The organism is Dactylosporangium sucinum (assembly GCF_014647515.1).
In the GTDB taxonomy this organism is placed as follows: domain Bacteria; phylum Actinomycetota; class Actinomycetes; order Mycobacteriales; family Micromonosporaceae; genus Dactylosporangium; species Dactylosporangium sucinum.
In genome coordinates this window covers 164,732-187,040 of record NZ_BMPI01000016.1, presented here as the reverse complement: position 1 = coordinate 187,040, position 22,309 = coordinate 164,732, and the positions used below count along the sequence as shown (strand labels likewise).

The window sequence follows — 22,309 nt, the reverse complement described above, 5'->3', positions numbered from 1 at the left end:
AGTTGAACGCTCAGGCGTCCGGAGCGCAGCGGAGGGCGCATGAGCGGCTCGGAGCGAAGCGGAGAGGCCGCGAATCAAGGCGTCCGGAGCGCAGCGGAGGGCGCATGAGCGATCCTGTCGAAATGGTCGACCGGCTGGGCGCGGCCTTCCTGACCCAGGACGTGGAGGCGGTGCTGGCCTGCTTCCTGCCCGACGACGACATCACGTACGTGGGCTCGGAGGCGGGCGAGTCGGCCACCGGCCGCGACGGCGTCCGGGCGCTGCTGACCAAGCTGTTCGAGCGCCCGGAGGCGTACTCCTGGCAGGCCACGGCGGCCACGATCCACGCCCTGCCGGGCGCGGCCTTCGTGATCGCCGAGGCCGACGGCGCGGCCCACGCCGCGGACGGGACGGTCGAGCGGTTCCCCTACCGGGTGACCGGCCTGCTGTCCCGCCGCTCCTCGGGCGCCTGGCTCTGGCGCGCCGTCCAGGGCGCCGAGCCGACCTGACCTTGGTGACTTTCCGTCGCCGGGACCGCGGAAATCCACCAAGGTCAACTCCCGGCGTGGTGAACCGCACTGCCGTACGGACAACTAACGGTGTTAGTTTCTAGGCATGCGAAGTGTGTACTTTGTGGCTGCCCGGCGCACGGCGATCGGGAAGTTGCGTGGGGCTCTCTCACACGTGCGGCCCGACGATCTCGCCGCCGCCGTGGTCAGGGACCTGGTCCGCACCGCCGGGCTCGACGGCGCGCAGGTCGACGAGGTGTACTGGGGCGCGGCCAACCAGGCCGGCGAGGACAACCGGAACGTGGCCCGCATGGCCGTGCTGCTCGCGGGGCTGCCCGAGTCGGTGCCGGGCGCGACCGTCAACCGGCTGTGCGCGTCCGGGATGGAGGCCGTCACCGTCGCCGCCCGGACCATCGCGTCGGGCGAGGCCGAGATCGTCGTCGCCGGCGGGTCCGAGTCGATGAGCCGGGCGCCGTTCGTGCTGCCCCGGCCCGAGGACGGGCTGCCCAACAGCATGAGCATCGCCGACACGCGGCTCGGCTGGCGGCTGGTCAACCCGCGCATGCAGGAGCTGCACGGGCTGCTGAGCATGGGCGAGACGGCCGAGGAGGTCGCCCAGCGGTACCGCATCGGGCGGGACCGGCAGGACGCGTTCGCGCTGCGCAGCCACCGCAACGCGGCCGCCGCGCGGGACGCCGGGCAATTCGCGGACGAGATCGTCGAGGTCGACGGCGTCCGGCACGACGAGGGAATCCGGGCCGACACCAGCCTGGAGAAGCTCGCCAAGCTCAAGACCGTCTTCAAGCCGGACGGCACCGTCACCGCCGGGAACTCCTCGCCGCTCAACGACGGCGCGGCCGGGCTGGTGCTCATGAGCGAGGAAGCGCTGCGCAGGAGCGGGCTGGAGCCGTTGGGCCGGTACGTGGCCGGGGCGTCCGCCGGCGTGCACCCCGACGTCATGGGCATCGGGCCCGTCCCCGCCACGCAGAAGGTGCTCGAGCGGGCCGGGTGGAAGGTCGGCGACCTCCAGCAGGCCGAGCTCAACGAGGCGTTCGCCGCGCAGGCGCTCGCCGTGGTCGACCACCTGGGCCTCGATCCCGAGATCGTCAACCCGTCCGGCGGGGCGATCGCGATCGGGCACCCGCTCGGCTGCTCCGGCGCCCGCATCCTCACGACGCTGCTGCACCGCATGCGGCGCACCGGGGACACGCGGGGGCTGGCGACCATGTGTGTCGGTGTGGGTCAGGGTTCCGCGGTACTGGTGGAAAGGTGAACGGCATGCGATTTGCGGGCAGGACCGCCGTCGTCACCGGCGGCGCGCAGGGCATCGGGGCGGCCACCGCGCGGCTGCTGGCCGAGCAGGGCGCCCGGGTCGTCGTGCTCGACCTCGACGCGGCGAAGGCGCAGAAGGTCGCCGACGAGCTGCCCGGCGGGCTCGCGCTCGGCTGCGACGTGACCGACAAGGACCAGGTCGACACCGTCTTCGCCGAGATCGGCGCGGTGCACGTGCTGGTCAACAACGCCGGCATCACGCGGGACAACCTGCTGTTCAAGATGCCGGTCGACGAGTGGAACGCGGTCCTGGGCACCAACCTGACCAGCATGTTCCTGTGTACGCAGGCGGCGCAGAAGAGCATGGTGCAGCAGCGGTACGGACGGATCGTCAACCTCAGCAGCCGCTCCGCGCTCGGCGCCCGCGGCCAGGTCAACTACGCCGCGGCGAAGGCCGGCGTGCAGGGGCTCACCGCGACGCTCGCGATCGAGCTCGGGCCGTTCAACATCACCGTCAACGCGGTCGCCCCCGGCTACATCGCCACCGCGATGACGGCCGCCACGGCCGAGCGGGTCGGCAGCACCCCGGAGGAGCACCAGGCGCAGGCCGCGGAGCGCACCCCACTACGCCGGGTGGGCCGCCCCGAGGAGGTGGCCGCCGTCATCGCCTTCCTGGCCAGCGACGAGGCCTCCTACGTCTCCGGCCAGACCCTGTACGTCAACGGCGGCGCCCGCTAGCCCCACCGCGTCGATCTTGCAGTTGTGGTGCCTGACAAACCGGGACATCGACGGCGCGTCCCGGCACCACAACTGCAAGATCGGCGCGGTTATTTGATCACGAGGTCGACCTCGACCACGTCGGCCGCGGTCCTGGTCTTGTCGTGCACGTCGACGAGGCGCAGCTTGTACGTGCCGGAGGCGTCCTGCTTGATCTGGAAGCCCAGATCGGTGCCGACCGCGACCTTGCCGTCGGACAGCGCCTCGTTCGGCGCGACCGTCGGACCGACCTCGGTGCCGTCTGGCTGCCCGAGCCGGAAGTTGTCGCCGCCGACGTAGTGGCTGCTCCCGCCGGTGTACTGGATGTCGACCTTGCACGTGACCGTGCGATAGCCCTTCTTCGCCTGGCCGTTGTAGTCGAAGAAGCCGCCGCGGATGTCGCACGTGGTGAACGTGACCGAGAGGTCGCGCACGGCGAGCTTCTTGTCCTTGAGGACGTTCACCGGCTCGAAGGCGATCACCGCACCGGTGCCCGACAGCGGGATCTTCGCCTGGGACTCGTCGCCGTCGCCGATGATCAGCTCACCCGACGCGATGGTGCCCTTGAGCTTGTCGTAGATCGGGAAGTCGACGTTGTAGCTGCTCTTCTGGCCGGCGGCGACGGTGGTGTTCTCCCGGAACGAACCGTTGAACTGCTGGCCGCCGACGCTGAGGACGATGTTGACGTATGGCGTCTGGTCCCGGTAGCCGAGGTTCTCGACCAGGACCTCGGTCGAGAGCTTGTGGTCCTCGGCGGCGAAGTCGTAGGTGACCTTGCTGAAGGTCAGCTTGTAGGGCCCGTACCAGACCGTCTTGTTCACGTCGACGGTCTGCTTGTCGGCGCCCGGCTGCGCGTTCTTGGTGTTCGCGGGTCCGGTCGCGCCGCCACCACCGGTGTTGCCGGCGTTGTCGCCCGTGGCGCCGCGGTTGCCGGCGGCACTGTTGTTGCCGGCCTTGTCCGGGTCGTCCTTGCTGACCGCCCGCCAGGCGGCCACGCCACCGGCGCCGAGCAGGAGCACCAGCACCACGACCACGCCGAGGACGAGGGCGAGCTTGCCGCCCGACCCGCCGGTGGTCGGCCGCGCGGTCACGACGCCCGGCGGAGGCATCGGCGCGCCCGGCGCCCCGAATGCGGCGGTGGAGGGCGGCCCGCCGACGGACGGCGCGCCCGGCGGTCCGAACGCCGGCGGCGGCGCACCGAAGGCCGCCGTCGACGGCGGGCCGGCCGCGCCGAACGCGGCGGTCGCCGGCGTGGGGAACGCGGCCGGGCCACCGGAGACCGGCGGGACGCCGGGCGGCGCCGACACCGGCGGCGCGGACGACGGCCCGACCGGCGGCGACACGGGCGACGCCCCGCCGATCGGTGCGGACATCGACGCCGGCGGCCCCGAGACCGGCCCGCCGATGCCGGAGACCGGCATCTGCGGCCCCACCCCGGACACGGGTGCGGCCATCGGCGCGCCGAAGCCCGGCGGGCGCGGCGGCATCGGACCCGGCGGGCCGGGCGGGAACGGCGGGCGCGGCGGCATGGCGGCCAGCACGCTGCCCAGCGCCACCACCAGCTCCGGCTGCTCGATCAGCGTCGGCGCGATGCCGAGCCGCTGGTGCAGCAGCGTGCTGACCATCGGGATCCGGCTCGAGCCGCCGACCAGGAAGAGCCCGCCGATCTGGTCCGGCCGCACGCCGGCCCGCTGGAGGGTGCCGACGGTGAGGTCGACGGTCCGCTCCAGGTACGACCGGGAGAGCTGCTCGAACTCCGACCGGGTCAGGTGCACGTCGATGTCGAAGAGCGGCACGTGGATGCCGGCCGACGAGGTGCGCGACAGCTGCTCCTTGGCCTGCCGCACGTCCTCGCGCAGCAGCAGGCTGCGCCGCCGCCCGGTCTCGTCGGACGGCTCCATGAGCTGGCGCCACTTGCCCCCGTCGGTGAGCGTCAGCGACTGCCCGACGTGGCCGACGATGGCCGCGTCGAGGTCGACGCCGCCGACGTCGGGCAGGCCGTCGCTGGCCAGCACGTCCCAGCCGCCGTCGGGCCGGCGGCGCAGCACGGTCGTGTCGAACGTGCCGCCGCCGAAGTCGTAGACGACGAGGTGGCCGCCGGGGGCGATGCCGCGCCCGAGCACACTCGTGAAGTACGCGGCGGCCGCGATGGGCTCCGGCACGAGGATCGGCGACGGCATGCCGGCCCGGGACGCCGCGTCGGCCAGCACCGACCGGCGGTGGGTCGCCCAGTTCGCCGGATAGGTCAGCACCGTGCGCACCGGCATGATCCCGAGCACCCGCGACGCCTCGTCGGCCGTGCGCCGCAGCAGCGCGGCGAGCAGGTCGGAGACCGCGTACTCCCGGCTGCCGAGCAGCACCGTGCCGTCGTCGATCCGACGCTTCGGGTTGGGCTCATACCGGCTGGGATCGAGCCGGGCGCTGCGCTCGGCGTCCTTGCCGACGAGCAGGTGCCCGTCGACCTCGGCGTAGATCGACGACGGCAGCAGGAAGCTGGCGTCGAACAGCAGCGGCTGGCTGCGACCGTCGGCGGCGGTCAGTGCGGCGACGGTGTGCGTGGTGCCAAGGTCGACGCCCAGCTGCGACTCGTTATGCCTCGTCACGCCGACACGGTAGCGCCTTCAATCAACGCCTGCCGTTGGCCCCGGCCTTCACGGGTTCGTCGGCGCGCACGAGCGGCGTTTCGACCAGATGTTCGGCGAGGAACCAGGCCTGCAGCTCGCCGGTGCGGATGATGTCGGACACCAGCAGGTCGTTGGTGCCGTCGTCACCCATCTCGGCGGCCCGGGCGGCGGCGTCGTGCGACTCGCTGAGCACGATCTCGTGCGCCTCCAGGAGGCGGGACAGCATCGCCGGCACCTCCTCGGCACCGTCCGGCGGCCGGGGCACCCGGGTCAGCTCGGCGACGTGCCGCGGGTCGCCGACGGCGATCCCGCCCAGCGTCTGGACCCGTTCGGCGAGGGAGTCGACGAGCTCGATCTGCTCGTCGGCGTGTTTGTCCAGCAGCAGGTGGAGCTGGTAGAACGTCGGCCCGCGCATGAGCCAGTGATGCTTCTTGTACAGCGAGTAGAGAATCTGCGTGTCGGCGAGAACCTGGTTGAGCCGCTCACAGGAGTACATGCGGGCGTCCATGGACAGCGCGACCGGGAACTGCCGGATCGTGCCGAACCGCTGGATCTCCCGGCCCTGCTGGTGCAGCCACGGCTGGCTCTCGGTGTCGGCGGGGCCGGTGGCCTTCTGCTTTTTCGCTGGCATGGCGGCGGCTCTTCCCGATCCGGACGGCTTCAATCCTGTCGGGAACCCGGCGCCGGCCAGGCACGTCAGATCGTCATGAAGCTGTCCCGCCTGCTGCTGGCCACCGCCCTGCTGGCCGCCGGTTGCGCCGAGCCCGCCGGCCCGTCCGCGCCGTCCCCGTCGTTCGCGCCCGACGACATCGTCCTCCAGGTCCGCGTGACCGGTGGTTTCGTCCCCGTCGAGTCGCTGGTGACGTCGTTCCCGGTGCTGACCGTCTACGGCGACGGCCGTGCGATCACGATCGGCCCGATCCCGGCCGTCTATCCCGGCCCGGCCCTGCCCAACGTGCAGGTCCAGCGGGTCGGCGCCGACGGCGTGGCCAAGCTGACCGACCTGGCGGTCGACGCCGGCGTCGGCCAGGAGCAGGACTTCGGCATGCCGGCCGTCGCCGACGCCCCGTCGACCGAGATCACCGTGCGGACCAACGCCGGCCTCCAGCGCACGACGGTCGAGGCACTGGGCGCGGGCGGCACCGAGATGCTCACCGACGCCCAGCGCGCGGCCCGCGGCCGCATGCAGCAGTTGGTCGACGCGCTGACCGACCTGCCGGGCACGCTCAAGACGAAGGACCAGCCGCAGCCCTACGAGCCGAAGCAGCTGGCCGTGGTGGCCGGCCCGTGGATCGCGACGAGCGACCCGGTGCTCAAGGACCCGCCTGCGGTCGCCTGGCCCGGCCCGGCGCTCCCGGGCGCCCCGGTCGGCGATCTCCCCGACGTCCACTGCGTGACGTCGGAGCCCGGCCAGACAACGGCGATCCTGGCCGCGGCCCGGTCGGCCAACGCCCGCACCCCGTGGACCTCGGATGGCACCTCCTGGTCGGTGGCCTTCCGCCCGCTCCTGCCCCACGAGTCGTCCTGCGCCGACCTCGGTTGACCCCGTGATCCGCGCCGTCCGGCCCCGGTGGATGCGGGGCCGGACGGCGCCGAAGCCGTTACGCCGCGGCCATCCCGCCGCGCGGCGACCCGACGCCGGGCAGGGTCGGCACCGCCATCAGCGGCCGGGCGGCCGCCCCCATCGTCGCCGCCAGCACGGCGAAGATCGTCACCCCGGTCAGCGTCGCCAACAGCGGCGGCAGCGGCCCGAGCAGCGGCTGCCAGGCCCCCGCGAACGGGTCGAGCGGCGCGCCCGGCCCGGCCTGGAACCGGGTCATGGCCACGACCAGCATGTACACGTGGATCAACCCGGCCACCACGGTCAGGCCGCCGCAGAACGCGCGCAGCCGGCGCCGGGCGGCGAGCCACCGCTCGAACCGCCCGTCGCTTGCCACGCACAGCACCACGCCGACCGCGGCCGGCATCGCGTAGCGGCCCTGGGCGAACCAGCCGACCACCGGCAGGTAGTAGATCTCCAGCGCGACGAGCAGGCCGATCGAGGCCGCGCCGAGGCCGGCCGCGACCAGGGTGAGCCGCCGCCCGCCGAAGATCAGGCTCGGCACCGTGAGCGCGGCCAGTAGCAGGTACCAGACGGCCGCGACCACCGCCGACGGGCTGGTCTCGCCGTAGCCGAACTGGCCGACGAACTGCTTGAGGTAGAAGGGCACGCGCCAGGTGAGCAGCAGCCGGGCCGCCTCCGCCACGCCGTAGTGCCGGGCGTCGCGGGCCACCGTCGCCACGTCGGCCAGGCCGGAGTACGCCATCCAGCCCGCCGATGCCGCGAGCCCGGCCACCCACGAGCCGACGACCAGCCACACGGCGCCGTGGTGGCGCCACATCCCGGCGATGCGCCCCGGCCGGGCCAGGGCCGCGCACGCGGCCACGATGAGCAGAAGGAGCAGCGGGCCCAACTGCCGGACCGTCAGCAGGACGAACGACGCGGCGCCGACCAGCAGGAGCAGGCGCCGGACGGTACCGTCGCCGAGCCGGCCCTCGGGCGCCCGCAGCAGCGCGAGCAGCCCGCAGCACACGGCGGCGCCGGCGGCGATCTCGACGCCGTTGGGGTTCACGGAGCCGGCCAGGTTCGCGGCCATCGGCGTCGCGGTGAGCACGACCCCGATGGCGAGCAGCCGGCTGCCGAGCCGCAGCGCCGCGCCGATCGCGCCGGCCAGCAGGGCGGCCGTCACGAGCACGGACAGGAGCCGGGCCAGGACGATGCCGGTCAGGTCGGGCGCGGCGAGCAGCGGCCCGCCGACGAGCAGGTAGTAGACCGGGCTGTACTTCGCGGCGCCGCTCGGCGTGAGCGTGAGCGCCCGGCTGGTGGTCCAGGTCTGGCAGGCCGCCGAGCGGGCCGGGCGCGGCGACCACGTGCAGTCGACGTTGCTGTTCGGCGGCAGCAGGCTGGCCGGCACCAGGAACGCCGGCCGCACGTCGTCGCGCCGGTCGACGACCGTCTGCCGGGTGGTGAGCTGACCGCTGACGACGGCGTACGCCCGGGCGATGTGGTCCTTCTCGTCGTAGGTGCCGTTGGCCGGCAGCGCCATCGCCCAGCCGCCGGCGACGAGGAAGAAGGCCACGAAGTACGCCCACCACCAGCCCCACAGCCGCGAACGCGGTTCAGGCGGCGACATCGACGGTCTCCGGCAAGGGTGTCACGCGGGGCGGCGCGGGGGCCGGCGGCCGCAGGCTGCGCCCGGTGAGCACCGCCGCGGCGACGATCCCGAGGAGCAGCAGCGCGGCCGGAACGGCGATGCCGCCGGGCGGCAGCCACTCCAGCACCGTCGGCGGCGAGCCCGCCGGGCGCGGCCGCCGGCCGGCGGCGTAGCCGATGATGCCGATGGTGAGCGACGCCGTGTGGACCAGCGCCCACACCGTCACCGCCGCCGCGTAGGAGCGGTGCACCAGCGGCCGGTCGCCGACGTCGCCGATCGCCCAGGCCGCGAGCAGGAACGCGCCGGCCCACAGGGGCAGGAAGTACCGGCCCTGCATCCAGTACCCGACGATGCCGGACATCACCAGGTCGGCGGCGATGCCGCCGGCCACGCAGACCAGCGGGATGCCGGCGATCACCAGCGCCGTGCGCCGGCCGGCCCGGACGAACCCGGCGGCGAGCAGCCCGCCGAGCACGGCCGCCCAGGCCAGGTACAGCCACAGCGGCAGCCCGATCGTGCCGTAGCCGAACAGCGCGATCGTCTGGCGCATCCAGTAGTCGATGTTCGACTCGACGATCGTCCGCAGGATGTTGCGCATCGGCGCGTCGACCGGGGTCGGTGCGGCGCCGAACTCGGCGACGCGGGAGATCCAGGACCAGCCGAGGGCGAGGGCGGTGGCCCCGGCGACGATCAACGCGGCGGGCGGGATCCGGCGCGGCCGCGGTACACCCAACGCCACCCAGGCGACGGCGACCACCGCGCCGACGAGGACGAACCCCTCGGGGCGGGACAGCACGACCAGCGCCCCGGCCAGCGCGCCCACCCACGCGAGCCGCCGCCGGACCGGCTCGTCGGGCTCCTCGTCGTCACCGTAGCGGCGCAGCAGCACCACCCACAGCAGGACGGCCGCGGTGATCGCCAGCCCGCTCGGGTTCACCAGCGCGTCGAGTGCGGTGAGCATCGGCGAGGCCGCGAAGAGCACGGCGAGCGGCAGGAAGCGGCGCTGCTTCAGCGACAGCGCGAGGGTCCACGCGGTGGCGAGCAGCGCCGCGCACAGCAGCGCGCTGAGGAGCCGGGCGGCGATGACGCCGCCCATCGTGGGCCACGGCAGCAGCGGCCAGCCGACGATGGCGTAGTAGGCCGGGTTGTACCGCGCGGCCCGGCTGTGGACGGGCGCGGCGCTGCGGTCGTCGGGCGGGGTGCCCAGGCAGCTGGCCGGCGGCGGGTTGACGATCATCATGCAGGTCGCGTTCGGCGGCACGAGGCTTCGGGGCACGACCGGATAGCCCCCGTCGTTGACCCCCCGCGCCGGCGTGACCAGCACTTGACCGCGCACCACGCCGGCCGCCCGGACGACGTGGTCGTGCTCGTCGTAGGCGCCGTTGTACGGCGTGGCGACCGCCCAGGCGGCGCTGATCAAGAAGAAGGCGAGCAGGCCGATCCACCAGATCTGGCGAGTGCGCACAGCTCAAGGACTCTGCCGGGTCGAGATGCCAACCATAACCACCAATGGCTGACAACTGCGTGAACCTCCAGGGGGACGTTGCTGTGCCGGCCGCCCGATTCCCGCTCATGCTCTTCGACGAGGCCGACGCACACGAAATCAAGGATCGCGTCATGTCGTGTCGACGATCGCGACATGACGCGAGTGCGCGCCCGCCCCTGGCGGACGGCTCAGCCCAACAGCCGCCGGACCTGCTCGACAGCCGTCTCCACGACCACGGTCGCCGCGCGCAACGCCTCCGGGCTGACGCCTTCGGCGCGGGCCATCCGGCGGGCCTCGGCGACGAACTCGTCGAGCCGGTCGTCGAACTCGAGCACGGCGGGCGGCTCCTGCGGCCGGGCGGCCTCGATCTCCCCCGCGGCGGCCCGCGGGTAGCCCTGCCTGGCCTCCTTGCGGGCCTGCCGCAGCTCGCGCTTGAGGTCGCGGATCGAGCCGCGGACGCCCTGTTCGACGTGGTTGGCCAGGGCCGTGAGGTCGGCGACCGACTCGCGGATCTCCTGCTCCAGCTCGGCGAGCTCGCCGAACCGGGCCACCAGCTCGGCCCGGCCGGCGTCGGTGATCTCGTAGGTCTTGCGGCCGCCGGCCGCCGAGTGCCCGATCAGACCGTCGGCCTCCATGCGGGCCAGGCGCGGGTAGATCGTCCCGGCCGAGGGCGCATACAGCCCGTGGAAGCGGTGCTCCAGCAGCCGGATCAGCTCGTACCCGTGCTTCGGCCCCTCGGCCAGCAGCTTCAGCAGGTACAGGCGTAACCGGCCGTGGCTGAAGACCGCCGTCACCGGGCCACGCCCGGATGGTCCTGGGACGACCGGGCGAGCAGCGCGACGTCGCCGGAGACCACGACGGCCCGCAGCCGGCCCGCGCCCGTGCCCAGCACCCCGGCGACCGACCCGTCGCCGGCCCGGTCGGTCGCCACCAGCCCGGGGAAGCCACCGGTCACCCGGCCGCTGACCGCGCGCAGGTGCACGTCGAGGTCGCAGTCCTGCGGGATGCGCGCCACGATCCCGCCGGAGGTGGCCTCCAGGCGGATGTCGGCGCCGCCCGGATCGTCCAGGTCGCAGGTGATCGTGCCGGAGATGACCCGTGCCTCGGCCCGGTGCGGCGCGGAGCCGCCGATGCTGATGTCGCCGGAGATCGCCGCGACGGCGAGCTCGCCGCCCAGGCCCAGGGCCTCGGTGGTGCCGGACACGATCGTGACCGCCGTGCGGCCGCCCAGGCCCTGGAGCGTCACACGCCCGCTCACCACGTCCACCGACGCACCCTCCTTCAGGCCCGACACGACTACGGAGCCGTACCGTACCGTCAAGTCGGCCGCGGCGACCTGCGGCGGCACCGCGATCGCGACATCCGTGCGGAACCGGCGCCCGAACAGGGCGGCCAGCCGGCCCCGGCGGCGCAGGGCCGGGCCCGGATGCCCGACGTGGAGGGTGCCCGCGTCGTGACGGACCGTGAGCGGCTTCCGGCCGATCGCCGTGACCTCGACCCGCGGCGGCCCCTCGGTGGCGACGACGTTGAGCCGCCCGGCCACGATCGTCACCTCGAGCCGCTCCACCGGACCGTCGAGCATGACCCGCTCCGGCTGCCTGATCACCCGGTCGCCCATCACGTCCTCCATCCCGCTCGCCCAGCTTCGACGATCCGGCCCCGGTCGTCACGCTTGACGCGTATCGACGGTCGCTGCTTTACTCCGCTCACGATACATCGCGATATAGGGAGGACGCGATCATCATGGGTCGGGTGTCGAAGTGGATCGTGCTCGCGCTCTGGCTGGGCGGGGTCATCGCGCTCTCACCAGTGGCCGCGAGACTGGGCGACCACCAGCAGAACGACAGCGCCGCATGGCTGCCGCACAGCGCCGAGGCGACGCGGCACTACGAACGGGCGAAGACGGCGTTTCCGGGCAGCGAGGCCGTGCCGGCCGTGCTCGTGTACTCCCGCGACGGCGGGCTGACCTCGGCGGACACCGACAAGATCAACGACGATCGCGACGCGGTGGCCCGGTGGGCGCAGGACCGGCAGGTCAGCGACGTGATCACCAGCGACGACCGGAAGGCGGCGCTGTTCTCGCTGCCGGTGGCGGCCGCGCCGGGCGACGACGCCGCGCTCGCGGACGCGCTCAAGCACGTCAGGGAGGTCGTCGAGGCCAACCCGCCCGCCGGGCTGGCCGTGCACATCACCGGCCCCGCCGGCGCGTCCGCGGACCTCGACGAGGCCTTCGCCGGGCTCGACACCACCGTGCTGCTCATCACGATCATCGCGGTCGCCGTGATCCTGCTCCTGACGTACCGCAGCCCCGTCCTGTGGATCGTCCCGCTGCTCGCCGTCGGCCTGGCCAACCAGGTCGCGACCGCGGTGGTGGACCTGCTCGCCGAGCACGCCGGCATCGTCGTGAACGGCCAGTCGGCCCAGATCCTCACCGTGCTCGTCTTCGGCACCGGCACCGACTACGCGCTGCTGCTCATCGCGCGGTACCGCGAGGAGCTGCGCCGCAACGACGACCGGCACAAGGCGATGCGCATCGCGTGGCGGGCGGTCCTGCCGGCGGTGCTGGCGTCGGCCGGCACGATCATCGTGTCGCTGATGTGCCTGCTCGCGACGGAGATGAACCCGACCCGCGCGCTCGGCCCGATCGGCGCGGCCGCGGTCGGCGCGGCGATGCTGGCCATGCTGACGCTGCTGCCGGCCGTGCTGCTCGTCCTCGGCCGGTGGGTGTTCTGGCCGCGGGTGCCGCGGTTCAACCCCGGCGCCGTCGGCCGCGAGGCCACCGAGGACCACGGCGTGTGGACCCGCATCGCCCGCGGCGCCGGCCGCCGCCCGGCCCTGATCTGGGTGTTCACGGCGATCGCACTGGCGGCGCTCTCCCTGGGCACGCTCGGCCTGCGGACCGGCCTGACGCTCAGCGACATCTACGTCAAGGAGGTCGGCTCGATCGAGGGCCAGCGGATCGTCGCCGCGCACTTCCCGCCGGGCGAGTCGTCGCCGGCCACGGTCATCGCGCGGGCCGACCGCATCTACGCGGTGGTCGCCGCCGCCCGGATCGACGGCGTGGCGACGGTCGGCCCGCCCGAGCGGTCGGCGGACGGGCAGTGGGCCCAGTTCTCGGCGATCCTGTCCGACCCGCCCGACAGCCGCGCGGCGGAGCGCACCATCGAACGGCTCCGCACCGCCGTCCACGGCGTGCCGGGCGCCGACGCGCTCGTCGGCGGGGCCACGGCGACGCAGCTCGACACCCGCGTGGCCGCCGACCGCGACAACTACCTGGGCATACCGCTGGTCCTGGGCGTCATCTTCCTGGTGCTGATCCTGCTCTTGCGGGCCCTGGTCGCGCCGCTGCTGCTGACGCTGAGCGTGGCGCTGTCGTACCTCGCGGGCATGGGCATCGCCTCGCTGGTCTTCCAGGCCATCGGCCACCCCCGGATCGACCCCAGCATGCTGCTCATCGGCTTCGTGTTCCTCTCGGCGCTGGGCGTCGACTACACGATCTTCCTGGTGACCCGCACCCGGGAGGAGGCGGTGCGGCTCGGACACCGGGAGGGTGCGCAGTACGCCCTGGCGGTCACCGGCGGCGTCATCACCAGCGCCGGGCTGGTGCTGGCCGCCACGTTCTCCGTCCTGACGGTGATCCCACTGGTCAGCCCGCTGCAGCTGGGCACGATCGTGGCCGTCGGCGTCCTGCTCGACACGCTGATCGTCCGCACCCTGCTCATCCCGGCCCTGACGATGAGCGTGGGCCCGGCGTTCTGGTGGCCGTCGAAGGTGACGAAACCCCGGCCCACCCCCAGACCGGCGGACCGGGTGGTCGCGTAGGGTCGCGGCATGCGTCTTCATGTCGGCTGCGCGATGTGGACGCACAAGGCGTGGCGGTTCCCGGCGCCGGCCCTGCGCACGTATGCCGGCTGGTGCAACGCCGTCGAGGGCAACACGACCTTCTACGCGACCCCGGCCCGATCGTCCGTGGCGGCCTGGGCGGAGCAGACCCCGCCCGGCTTCCGGTTCGTGCTGAAACTTCCGCGGACCGTGACCCACGAACGCCGACTGACGGGCGGCGCCGAGGAGCTGCACGCGTTCCTCGACGCGATCGAGCCGCTGGGCCCGCGGACCCACGCACTGTGGATCCAGCTCCCCGGCTCGTTCGGCCCCGCCGACACCGGCGCGCTCGCGGCGTTCCTGCGCCGCCTGCCGGCGAACCACCGGTATGCCGTCGAGGTCCGCCACCCGGCCTTCTTCACCGAGCCGCAGGCAACGGCCCAGCTGGCGGCGGTGCTGACCGGGGCGGGCGCCGAGTGGGTCCCGTTCGACACGACGGCGTTCTTCCAGACCCCGCCGACGAGCGACGCCGAGCGGGACGCCTGGACCAAGAAGCCGCGCCTCCCGCTGCGCTCCGAGGCCCTCACGGGCCACCCGATCATCCGGTACCTCGGCCGCGACGACCAGGCCCGCACCGTCGCGGGCTGGCAGCCCTGGGTCGCCCGGGTCGCGGCCTGGCTGCGCGAGGGCCGCTCCCCGACGGTGTTCATCCACACCCCGGACAACGCCGACGCCCCGGAGCTGGCCCGCCGCTTCCACGGCGAGGTCCGCGCCGCCGTCCCCGACCTGCCCGCACTCCCCGAGCCGGAACCGGCCGGCCAGCCGACCCTGTTCTGAGCTCTCCCCGAGCGCCTCCGGGGAATGGCGCCGGGTCCGGGTCGCGGTAGCATCGACGCAGCGCGATGCCGTGGGAGCCCGGCCGGCGCACTGCGTCGGCGGACCACGCCTGTCCGTCTCCATGAGGAGTCTCCCCGTGCTTCGCAGATCGATCCTTCCTGCCCTGATCGCGGCGTTCCTGGTCGCGGTCGCCCTCGTCCTCGTCCAGCCCGCCCGGCCCGCCCGCTCCGCGGCGGCGCCCGTGCGCATCATGCCGCTCGGCGACTCCATCACCGCCGGCCCCGGCTGCTGGCGGGCCAAGCTCTGGCACCGGCTGCAGACCAGCGGCTACACGAACATCGACTTCGTCGGCGGCGTCTCCGACGGCGGCGGCTGCAATCCGGGCTACACCTACGACTTCGACCACGAGGGTCACGGCGGCTACTCGGCGACCGGCATCGCCGACAACAACCAGCTGCCGCCGTGGCTGGCCGCGGCCAGGCCCGACGTCATCCTCATGCACCTCGGCACGAACGACATGTGGGGCGGCTACATCCCCCTCGCCACCAAGCTGACGGCGTTCACGAAGCTGGTCGGTCAGATGCGCGCCCAGAACCCGGCGGTCAAGATCATCGTGGCGCAGATCATCCCGATGAGCCAGGCCGCCTGCGCCACCTGCCCGGCCGACGTGATCGCGCTGAACAACGCCATCCCGGGCTGGGCGGCCGGCCTCACCACGGCCCAGTCGCCGATCACCGTCGCGGACCTGTGGACGGGGTTCGACGCGGTCGCCGACACCGGTGACGGGGTACACCCGAATGACGCGGGCTTCCAGAAGATGGCCGACCGCTGGTACCCGGCGCTGACCCAGGCCCTGGGCGCCACACCTCCGTCGCCGTCCACGTCACCGTCCGCGTCGCCGTCCGTGTCCCCGTCCCGGTCCGCCTCGCCGTCGGCGTCGCCGTCCTCGTCCCGCTCCCCCTCAGCCTCGGCGTCCCCCTCGTCCGGCGGGTCCCGGTGCACGGCGACCTACCGGGTCATCTCCCAGTGGGGCGGCGCGTTCCAAGCCGAGGTGACGGTGACGAACACCTCGGCCACCGCCTCGTCGGCCTGGACGACGACCTTCACCTTCGCCAACGGCCAGCAGGTCAGTCAGGCGTGGAACACCACGCTGACCCAGTCGGGGGCGACCGTCACGGCCCGCAACGTGACGTACAACGGCACCGTCGCCCCCGGCGCCTCCACCTCGCTCGGCTTCCTGGCCTCCTGGAACAACACCACCAACACGGCACCCGCTGTGACCTGCACACTCACCTGACCCGGCGGCGCCCGACCGGCCGGCGACGCCAACCGGTGCGTCGGCGCGGGCCCTGGCCCGGCAACGGCCCCGCTCGCGCACGCGCCGGCGGCCGTTGCCGGGTCCCGGCCGGAGCCAATGAGCCGCTGGTCAGTCGCCGGTGTTCGTCAGCACGACCCGGCGGCGCCGGAACAGCACCAGCAGGGCGATCCCGGCCGCGATCAGGGCCGCGCCGATCCCGGCGAGGAGCGGCATGTTCGTCCCCGTGACCGGGAGAGGACCGCCGGGGGCCCCGCTCGCCGAGGGGCTGACCGAAGGGCTGACCGAGGGGCTGGCCGAGGGGCTCGCGGCGGGCAGCACCTCGACGGTGATGGGCGTCGTCTTGTTCCGCACGGTCACGCCGCCGGTTCCGGGCGTGGGCGACGTGATCTTGACGTGCAGCGTCACCTTTCCGGTCTCCGTGCCGGGCATGAACGGACGGCCGTCGAGGACGGCGCATTCCTGCGTGTTCGGCGGCAGATCGCCGAACTGGCGGCAGCTCGGGTTCTCCGGGTCCGCGGGCTCCAGTTTCACCAGCTCGGTGCCGGCCGGGACGGCGATGCGATACCTGAACATCGGCGAGTCGCTGGGCGGGAGAATCGCGGCCGGGCCGAGGTTACGGATGCCGACCTCCAGCGGCACCACGTCCCCGCGCTTGCCCCGGATGGTTCCGCCGATTCCCTCCACGTTCTCCTGTGCGCCGGTCTTGACGGTGAAGTACCAGCTCGGTACCGGGGATGAGGTCGGACCCGGAGTGCCGGCCACCCACGCGAACGCGGGCCCACCCGTCTGCTCGACCGCCCCCGCGTCCGGGGCGCCGATCGAGACGGCCAGGTCGGCGTTGGGCACGACATACGACTCCACGGCCATCCGCAGGCCGTCGGTGCGTGCCCCGTCCTGGATGGTGACGAACGTCAGGACCTGACCGGGGCGCAGCTCCTGGTTCAGGGGACAGTACTGCCGGTTCGTGAAGAAGCCCGAATCGGCCAGGCGGCAGCCCTGGTAGGCGACCGCGGTCAGGCCGAAGTCAGCGGTGACGGCCACCCAGCCGGAGCTGATCGGCGCCGTGCCGGTGTTGGTGATCTGCAGCGGAATGGTGAGCTTCTGCCCGTCCAGGCGGTAGGACTCGGCCTGCGGCAGGCCGAGGACCTTCAGGTCGCCGTCGGCGGCGGCCGCCGGCTCGGCGAGGGCCGGAACGCCGATCGCCGCCGCGACGAACCCGGCCAGTACCGCACGAATCACGCGACGCATCGCCGCACGCTCCCCCGCCGTATTGACGACAATCGAGCGAGCCTAGATCACCGGCCGATCGCAGAAAAGCCCGTGCAAGTATTCCCGGCATAGGCGGCCCATCGCAACAAATCGCCCAGTTGACATCGCTCCAACGATCCTGGTCGATCCCCTAGCGCACCCGGCCTCGCCCAAGAGTTCGATGTTTGTCTATTGAAAATTTCCGACGATCGTGAACTAATCGGCGAAGTTCTTTGCCGATCCGGCTGGAGCCACCCCGGCGCACGGCACGGCCGGACCGGTCGTGCCGGTGCCGATCACCTCGAGGAGGCGCACCGTGACCCATCGACGACTTGGCGCACTGGCGGCACTGTCCCTGGCGGCCGCGCTGGTCACCACGGTTCTGACCGGCAGCCCGGCATCTGCTGCCACCGTCACCTACGGCCAGGACGTGTCCAGCCACCAGGGCAACGTGAACTGGACCGCGCAGTGGAACGCCGGTTCACGCTTCGCCTACGTGAAGGCGACCGAGGGGACGTCCTACACCAACCCGTACTTCGCCCAGCAGTACAACGGCTCGTACAACATCGGCATGATCCGCGGCGCGTACCACTTCGCGCTCCCGAACAACTCCGGCGGAGCGGCGCAGGCCGACTACTTCGTCGCGCACGGCGGCGGCTGGTCGAAGGACGGCAAGACCCTGCCCGGCGCCCTGGACATCGAGTACAACCCCTACGGCGCCACCTGCTACGGCCTCTCGCAGTCCGCGATGGTGAGCTGGATCCGGGCGTTCCTCAACCAGTACCACACGCGGACCGGCCGCTGGGCCGTCATCTACACGACCACCGACTGGTGGACGACGTGCACCGGCAACTACAGCGGTTTCTGGGCCAACAGCCCGCTCTGGCTCGCCCGCTACAGCAGCTCCCCCGGCACCCTGCCGGCCGGCGCCCCGACCTGGTCGTTCTGGCAGTACTCCAGCAGCGGCCCGTTCGCCGGCGACTCCAACCAGTGGAACGGCGCGCTGGACCGGCTCAAGGTCCTGGCCTGCAACGGCGCCTGCTGAAATCAGCTTCGCGACGATGCGGGGCTGACGGCGGCGCAGGTCGTGCACTTGCGGTAGCCGTAGCGGCCGGCGAAGCGGGCCGCGTAGGGCACGGTCATCACGATCTCCGGCGCCTTGTCGAACATCGCCCGCACGACGATCTTCCGATCGTCCGCCCGACCGGGATGCAGCCCGGTCGACTGCCACCGCCCGGTCATATCGATCCGGGCGGTGGCCTTGTCGAACCCCGGCGGCAGGCTCCGCTCGCCGTCGGCGAGCGCCGCGTAGGGCCCGTTCGTCGCGGCGAAGGTGCCGTCGGCGGCGAACGTGATCGTCCCGTCGAACTGCTCGTTGTGCCAGCATCGTCCGCAGGTTGTGGCGGGCCTCGCGCGCGCCGTCGTCCACGGTCGTCGAGGGCCCGAGCGATCGGATGTGACGTAGCCGACAACGGCCGACACCCGGGTCGTTCCGTCGCTCCAGGGGCGATAAAACAATCAAGGCCGCCCTCCCATCGGGAAGACGGCCCTTGACCTTACTGCGTTTGTAGCGGGGACAGGATTTGAACCTGCGACCTCTGGGTTATGAGCCCAGCGAGCTACCGAGCTGCTCCACCCCGCGTCGGCTTGTTCACATTAGCGCACGCTCGTCCCGACTTCCAAATCGTCAGGCAGGGCCGTGGCGGCGGTCACTCTGGAGCCGGAGCGGGCGGCCCGGCCCGGCGCATCGGAGATCACCCACGAGCGGGAGGGCGCCCGCAGGTCAGGCCCCGCGAGCCCGGACCAAGGACCGGTGGCACGAGGTTCACCCGCAAGCGGGACAGGATCCACGGTCGGGCCGATGCGCACTGTGCAGGCGGCTGAGGGCCGCCCACGACCGTATCCGGCGGCAGGAGGGCGAAACGCCGGCCCCGCAAGCTCAGGCCACGGACCGCCGCCGGCGCCCGAAGAAGCCGACCTTCACGACGCCGCTGCCGTAGCCCCACGCAGGCTCACGCCACGGGCTGACCCGCAGGCTCACGCCACGGACCGACCCTCAGGCTCAAGCCACGGGCCGGGCAGCGCGGCTTCAAGCCACGGACCGGGCGGCGCCGGCCGACCGACAGAAGCGCGGCGCGGACGGGCGGCAGCAGACCGAGCGCGGATCGGGGAGAGCCGGCACCGGCGGCTCGATACAGGTCGGGCGGGGCCGGCTTCGCGCCGACCCCGCCCGAACCGTGGCGGTACGGAGGTCAGCCCGACGGGGCGACGCTGACCGTCGGGGTGGCGCCCGGCGCGGGCGACGCCCCCGGCGAGGCCCCGGTGCTCGGCGACGCGGACGGGGACGCCGACGCGCCGGCCGCCTTCACGGCCTCCTCGTAGCGGGCGATCGCGTCCTGCAGGGCCTTGAGGGCCTTGCCGTAGGCCTCGAAGTCGCCCGACTGCTGGGCGGCCTTGAGGTCGGCGATCGCCTTGTTCATCGCCACGATCGCCTCTTGGACCGCGGGCGTGGACGGGGCGCCGGTCGTCGGGTTCGACGGCTGCGGGTCGCCTTCCGCCGACGGGACCGGGGCCTGGCCGCTCACCTGCTTGACGAGCTGCTCGAGGCCGGCCTCGAGATTGTCGGCGTACGCCATGAACTTCGGGCCGTAGGCGACCAGCACCTTCTGTAGCTGCGGAAACGCCTTGTCGTTCTTCGTCCGCAGGTAGATCGGCTCGACGTAGAGCATGCCGTCGGCGACCGGGAGCGAGAGCAGGTTGCCGTAGATCACGTCAGAGTTGCTCGACGCGAACTGGGTCAGGTCTCTTCGCGCGTCGGCGATGGCCGTCATGCTGCTGTGCGTCTGGTTGGGGCCCTGGATCGCCGTGTTCGGTGGCAGTTCCAGGACCTCGAACCGTGGCTTTCCGTCGACGTACGACGCGGACATCAGCGCGGCCAGGTTGCCCCGCTTCTGCGGCGCCACCGCCGCCGTGAGCTGGAACCGGGCGGTCTCCTGGTTCGGCAGCTTGGCCACGATGTAATACGGCGGCTGGTCGGCCGACGGGTTGGCCGGGTCCTTCGGCACCTCCCAGAAGTCCTGGCCCGAGAAGAAACCCTCCGGCGAGGTCACGTGGAAGCGGCTGAGCAGGTCGCGCTGGACCTTGAACTGGTCCTCCGGGTAGCGGAGGTGGTCCATGAGCTCCTTGGAGATCTCCGAGCGCGGCTTGACGAGCTTGCCGCCGAACGCCTTGTTCCACGTCTTGAGCACCGGGTCGGACTCGTCGAACGCGTAGAGCTTCACCTCACCGGTGTAGGCGTCGACGGTGGCCTTGACCGAGTTCCTGAGGTACGTGACGTCCTGCCGCGGCTCCGGGAACAGCCGGCCGCTCGTGGAGGAGTCCTGGATCGCGGTGTTCCAGTCGATCCGCTGGGCGTAGGGGTAGGTGGCCGACGTGGTGTAGCCGTCGATGATCCACTGGATCTTGCCGTCGACGACCGCCGGGTAGGGGTCGGAGTCGAGGGTCAGGAACGGCGCCACCTTGCGCACCCGGGACTCGGGGTCACGGACGTACAGCACCTTCGAGTTGTCGTTGAGCACGCCCGACAGCACGAAGTTGGTCTCGCGGAAGTAGGCCGCGTAGAGCAGCCGGCGCCCGAAGGAGCCGACCTTCACGCCGCCGCTGCCGTCATACGTCGAGTACTGGTCCTGGCCGCCCGCCGGACGGTCGAACTCGGCGTTGCGGTCGTTGGGGTTGGCCCGCCCGACGACCGCGTAGACGTCGCCCATCTGCTCGCCGTAGTAGATCTGCGGGTTGTCGACCGGGATGCGGTCGGTGTCCGACGCGCACTTCTGGCCGCCCTCCTCCGTGGGCTTGTCCTGCTCGCTGAGGAAGCCCGAGACGTAGAACGGCTGGCCGCTGCAGACCACCTCGTTGGCCGGCGCCGCCACGAACCCGTAGCCGTGGGTGTAGACGCTGTGCCGGTTCTGCCAGTTGTTCTGCTGCAGCTGGTCGTAGCGGATCTCGCGCACGCCGACGACGTAGTCCTGGGTCTTGCCGTCGACGGTGTAGCGGTCGATGTCGAGCTTGGGGTTGAACTCGTAGAAGCCGCGGACCTGCTGCTGCTGGGTGTAGGTCTCGCCGACGACGTTGGGGTCGAGGAGCCGGATGTTGGTGACCGTCTCGTCCTTGCCGGACGTCAGGCTGGCCGGCGGGTTCTGGTTCTGGGCCTTGTACTCCTTGACCTCGACGCCGTTGAGCCCGTAGGCGTCTCTTGTCGCCTTGATCGCGCGGTCGAAGTACAACTGCTCCTTCTGCAGCTGGCTCGGCTTGACGGTGAACGACTGCACCGCCGCCGGGTAGATGCCGCCGACCGCCACCGCGGACAGCGCCAGCAGCCCCAGCGCGAGCCCCGGCCAGACCAGGTTGCGCATGAAGGCGTTGGAGAAGACGATGATCGCGATCGCCACGACGATCGAGATCCAGGCGAGGATCTCCTTGGCCGGCAGCAGCGCGTTGATGTTCGTGTAACCGGCGCCGTAGAGGTTCTGCGTCGGGAACTTGTCGAGCAGCAGGCCCCGCCGGTCGAGGAAGTACGCCGCGGCCTTGAGCAGCACGAACGCCGCCACGAGCGCGGTCAGGTGGGCCCGGGCGGCGGCCGTCATGCGCTCGCCGGCGCCCTGCAGGCGCACGCCGCCGAACAGGTAGTGCAGCGCCAGCGCGCCCAGCAGCGAGAAGACGACCGTGGTGAACGCGACGCCCAGCAGGTATCGCCAGAAGGGGTATTCGAACACGTAGAACGACAGGTCGACGTTGAACTGCGGGTCGGTCTGGTTGAAGGGCGTGCTGTTGCTGAACAGCATCCACTCCTGCCAGTGCCCCTGCGCCGACAGGCCGGAGAACAGCCCGATGAGCCCGGCGACCAGCACGATCCAGCCGGTCATGTGCGGCAGCAGGAAGAGCCGGTAACGGTCCAGCGCGTGCTGCTCCGCGGAGTGCGGCCGCAGCAGCGGCCGGGTGCGGTAGGCGAGGTAGAGGTTGGCGGCGATGATCAGACCGACGGCCACGCCGAAGATCACGAACATCCAGAGGCGGGTCGTGAGCACCCCGGTGAAGACCTGGGTGTACTTGACCTCGGAAAACCAGAGGTAGTCGGCCCACGCCCCGACGACGCGGTCGAACACGGTGAACAACAGGAAGACGACGACCAGGACGGCGATCGTGACTCGTCCACGACGGCTCACCCTGGTCATCGGGTTGCGCATTACCACGGTCGGCTCCGCCCG

General features: G+C 72.2%; 17 protein-coding genes and 1 tRNA gene. 8 read left to right on the top strand and 10 right to left on the bottom strand.

Translation table 11 applies throughout. The annotated features are described in order from the left end of the window. Positions 1–104: 104 nt before the first annotated feature. From IEZ31_RS18860 to fabG, 3 genes are all read left to right on the top strand, one after another. Positions 105–488 (top strand): YybH family protein, encoded by a 384-nt coding sequence (locus tag IEZ31_RS18860; RefSeq protein WP_190251189.1) that lies wholly within the window; start codon positions 105–107, stop codon positions 486–488. A 106-nt stretch (positions 489–594) separates the two neighbouring features. After that, positions 595–1,761 (top strand): thiolase family protein, encoded by a 1,167-nt coding sequence (locus tag IEZ31_RS18855; protein WP_190251188.1) that lies wholly within the window; start codon positions 595–597, stop codon positions 1,759–1,761. A 5-nt stretch (positions 1,762–1,766) separates the two neighbouring features. Then, positions 1,767–2,498, top strand: a complete 732-nt coding sequence (fabG, locus tag IEZ31_RS18850) for a 3-oxoacyl-ACP reductase FabG (protein WP_190251187.1) — start codon at positions 1,767–1,769, stop codon at positions 2,496–2,498. An 89-nt stretch (positions 2,499–2,587) separates the two neighbouring features. Here the strand turns inward: fabG and IEZ31_RS18845 are convergent, their stop codons facing one another. Together IEZ31_RS18845 and IEZ31_RS18840 are read right to left on the bottom strand one after the other, a co-directional pair. After that, positions 2,588–5,119 carry an Hsp70 family protein gene (locus IEZ31_RS18845; RefSeq protein WP_190251186.1) on the bottom strand — a complete coding sequence of 844 codons (2,532 nt, stop codon included), beginning with the start codon at positions 5,117–5,119 and terminating at the stop codon, positions 2,588–2,590. A 22-nt stretch (positions 5,120–5,141) separates the two neighbouring features. Continuing rightward, positions 5,142–5,771, bottom strand: coding sequence for a Dps family protein (locus IEZ31_RS18840; RefSeq protein WP_190251185.1), 630 nt, complete (start codon positions 5,769–5,771; stop codon positions 5,142–5,144). A 75-nt stretch (positions 5,772–5,846) separates the two neighbouring features. On the opposite strand from IEZ31_RS18840, the gene IEZ31_RS18835 reads away from it, so the two are divergent. Beyond that, entirely contained in the window at positions 5,847–6,683 is an 837-nt protein-coding gene (locus tag IEZ31_RS18835; protein ID WP_190251184.1) for a hypothetical protein, read from the top strand. Between the two features lie 58 nt (positions 6,684–6,741). Here IEZ31_RS18835 and IEZ31_RS18830 read toward each other — a convergent pair whose 3' ends face one another. The 4 genes from IEZ31_RS18830 to IEZ31_RS18815 form a co-directional block, all read right to left on the bottom strand. After that, complete coding sequence (locus IEZ31_RS18830) at positions 6,742–8,313, bottom strand: DUF2142 domain-containing protein (RefSeq protein ID WP_190251183.1); 1,572 nt, start codon at positions 8,311–8,313, stop codon at positions 6,742–6,744. Beyond that, positions 8,300–9,799, bottom strand: a complete 1,500-nt coding sequence (locus IEZ31_RS18825; RefSeq protein ID WP_190251182.1) for a DUF2142 domain-containing protein — start codon at positions 9,797–9,799, stop codon at positions 8,300–8,302. Before IEZ31_RS18825 ends, IEZ31_RS18830 begins: the two co-directional genes overlap by 14 nt. A gap of 209 nt (positions 9,800–10,008) precedes the next feature. Beyond that, on the bottom strand, positions 10,009–10,614 hold the full coding sequence (locus tag IEZ31_RS18820) for a PadR family transcriptional regulator (RefSeq protein ID WP_190251181.1): 606 nt from the start codon (positions 10,612–10,614) through the stop codon (positions 10,009–10,011). Next, positions 10,611–11,438: a DUF4097 family beta strand repeat-containing protein gene (locus IEZ31_RS18815; RefSeq protein ID WP_190251210.1), complete on the bottom strand. Its 828-nt coding sequence runs from the start codon at positions 11,436–11,438 to the stop codon at positions 10,611–10,613. Before IEZ31_RS18815 ends, IEZ31_RS18820 begins: the two co-directional genes overlap by 4 nt. 134 nt (positions 11,439–11,572) lie before the next feature. Between IEZ31_RS18815 and IEZ31_RS18810 the strand changes: the two genes are divergently transcribed. From IEZ31_RS18810 to IEZ31_RS18800, 3 genes are all read left to right on the top strand, one after another. Beyond that, complete coding sequence (locus IEZ31_RS18810; protein WP_229835437.1) at positions 11,573–13,642, top strand: MMPL family transporter; 2,070 nt, start codon at positions 11,573–11,575, stop codon at positions 13,640–13,642. A 9-nt stretch (positions 13,643–13,651) separates the two neighbouring features. Beyond that, positions 13,652–14,479 (top strand): DUF72 domain-containing protein, encoded by an 828-nt coding sequence (locus IEZ31_RS18805; protein WP_190251179.1) that lies wholly within the window; start codon positions 13,652–13,654, stop codon positions 14,477–14,479. A 136-nt stretch (positions 14,480–14,615) separates the two neighbouring features. Continuing rightward, on the top strand, positions 14,616–15,776 hold the full coding sequence (locus IEZ31_RS18800) for a cellulose binding domain-containing protein (RefSeq protein WP_229835435.1): 1,161 nt from the start codon (positions 14,616–14,618) through the stop codon (positions 15,774–15,776). A 129-nt stretch (positions 15,777–15,905) separates the two neighbouring features. Here the strand turns inward: IEZ31_RS18800 and IEZ31_RS18795 are convergent, their stop codons facing one another. Beyond that, the gene (locus IEZ31_RS18795) at positions 15,906–17,045 is read right to left on the bottom strand and encodes an LPXTG cell wall anchor domain-containing protein (protein ID WP_190251177.1); all 1,140 of its coding nucleotides are present in this window, start codon (positions 17,043–17,045) and stop codon (positions 15,906–15,908) included. A gap of 316 nt (positions 17,046–17,361) precedes the next feature. Here IEZ31_RS18795 and IEZ31_RS18790 point away from each other — a divergent pair, with 316 nt between their 5' ends. Further along, positions 17,362–18,090 carry a lysozyme gene (locus IEZ31_RS18790; RefSeq protein ID WP_229835433.1) on the top strand — a complete coding sequence of 243 codons (729 nt, stop codon included), beginning with the start codon at positions 17,362–17,364 and terminating at the stop codon, positions 18,088–18,090. 2 nt (positions 18,091–18,092) lie between these two features. On the opposite strand, the gene IEZ31_RS18785 is transcribed toward IEZ31_RS18790, so the two are convergent. From IEZ31_RS18785 to IEZ31_RS18775, 3 genes are all read right to left on the bottom strand, one after another. Next, positions 18,093–18,527: a hypothetical protein gene (locus IEZ31_RS18785; protein ID WP_190251176.1), complete on the bottom strand. Its 435-nt coding sequence runs from the start codon at positions 18,525–18,527 to the stop codon at positions 18,093–18,095. A gap of 86 nt (positions 18,528–18,613) precedes the next feature. After that, a tRNA-Met gene (locus tag IEZ31_RS18780) sits at positions 18,614–18,687 on the bottom strand. Positions 18,688–19,297: 610 nt separating this feature from the next. After that, complete coding sequence (locus tag IEZ31_RS18775) at positions 19,298–22,288, bottom strand: UPF0182 family membrane protein (protein WP_190251208.1); 2,991 nt, start codon at positions 22,286–22,288, stop codon at positions 19,298–19,300. Positions 22,289–22,309 lie beyond the last annotated feature (21 nt).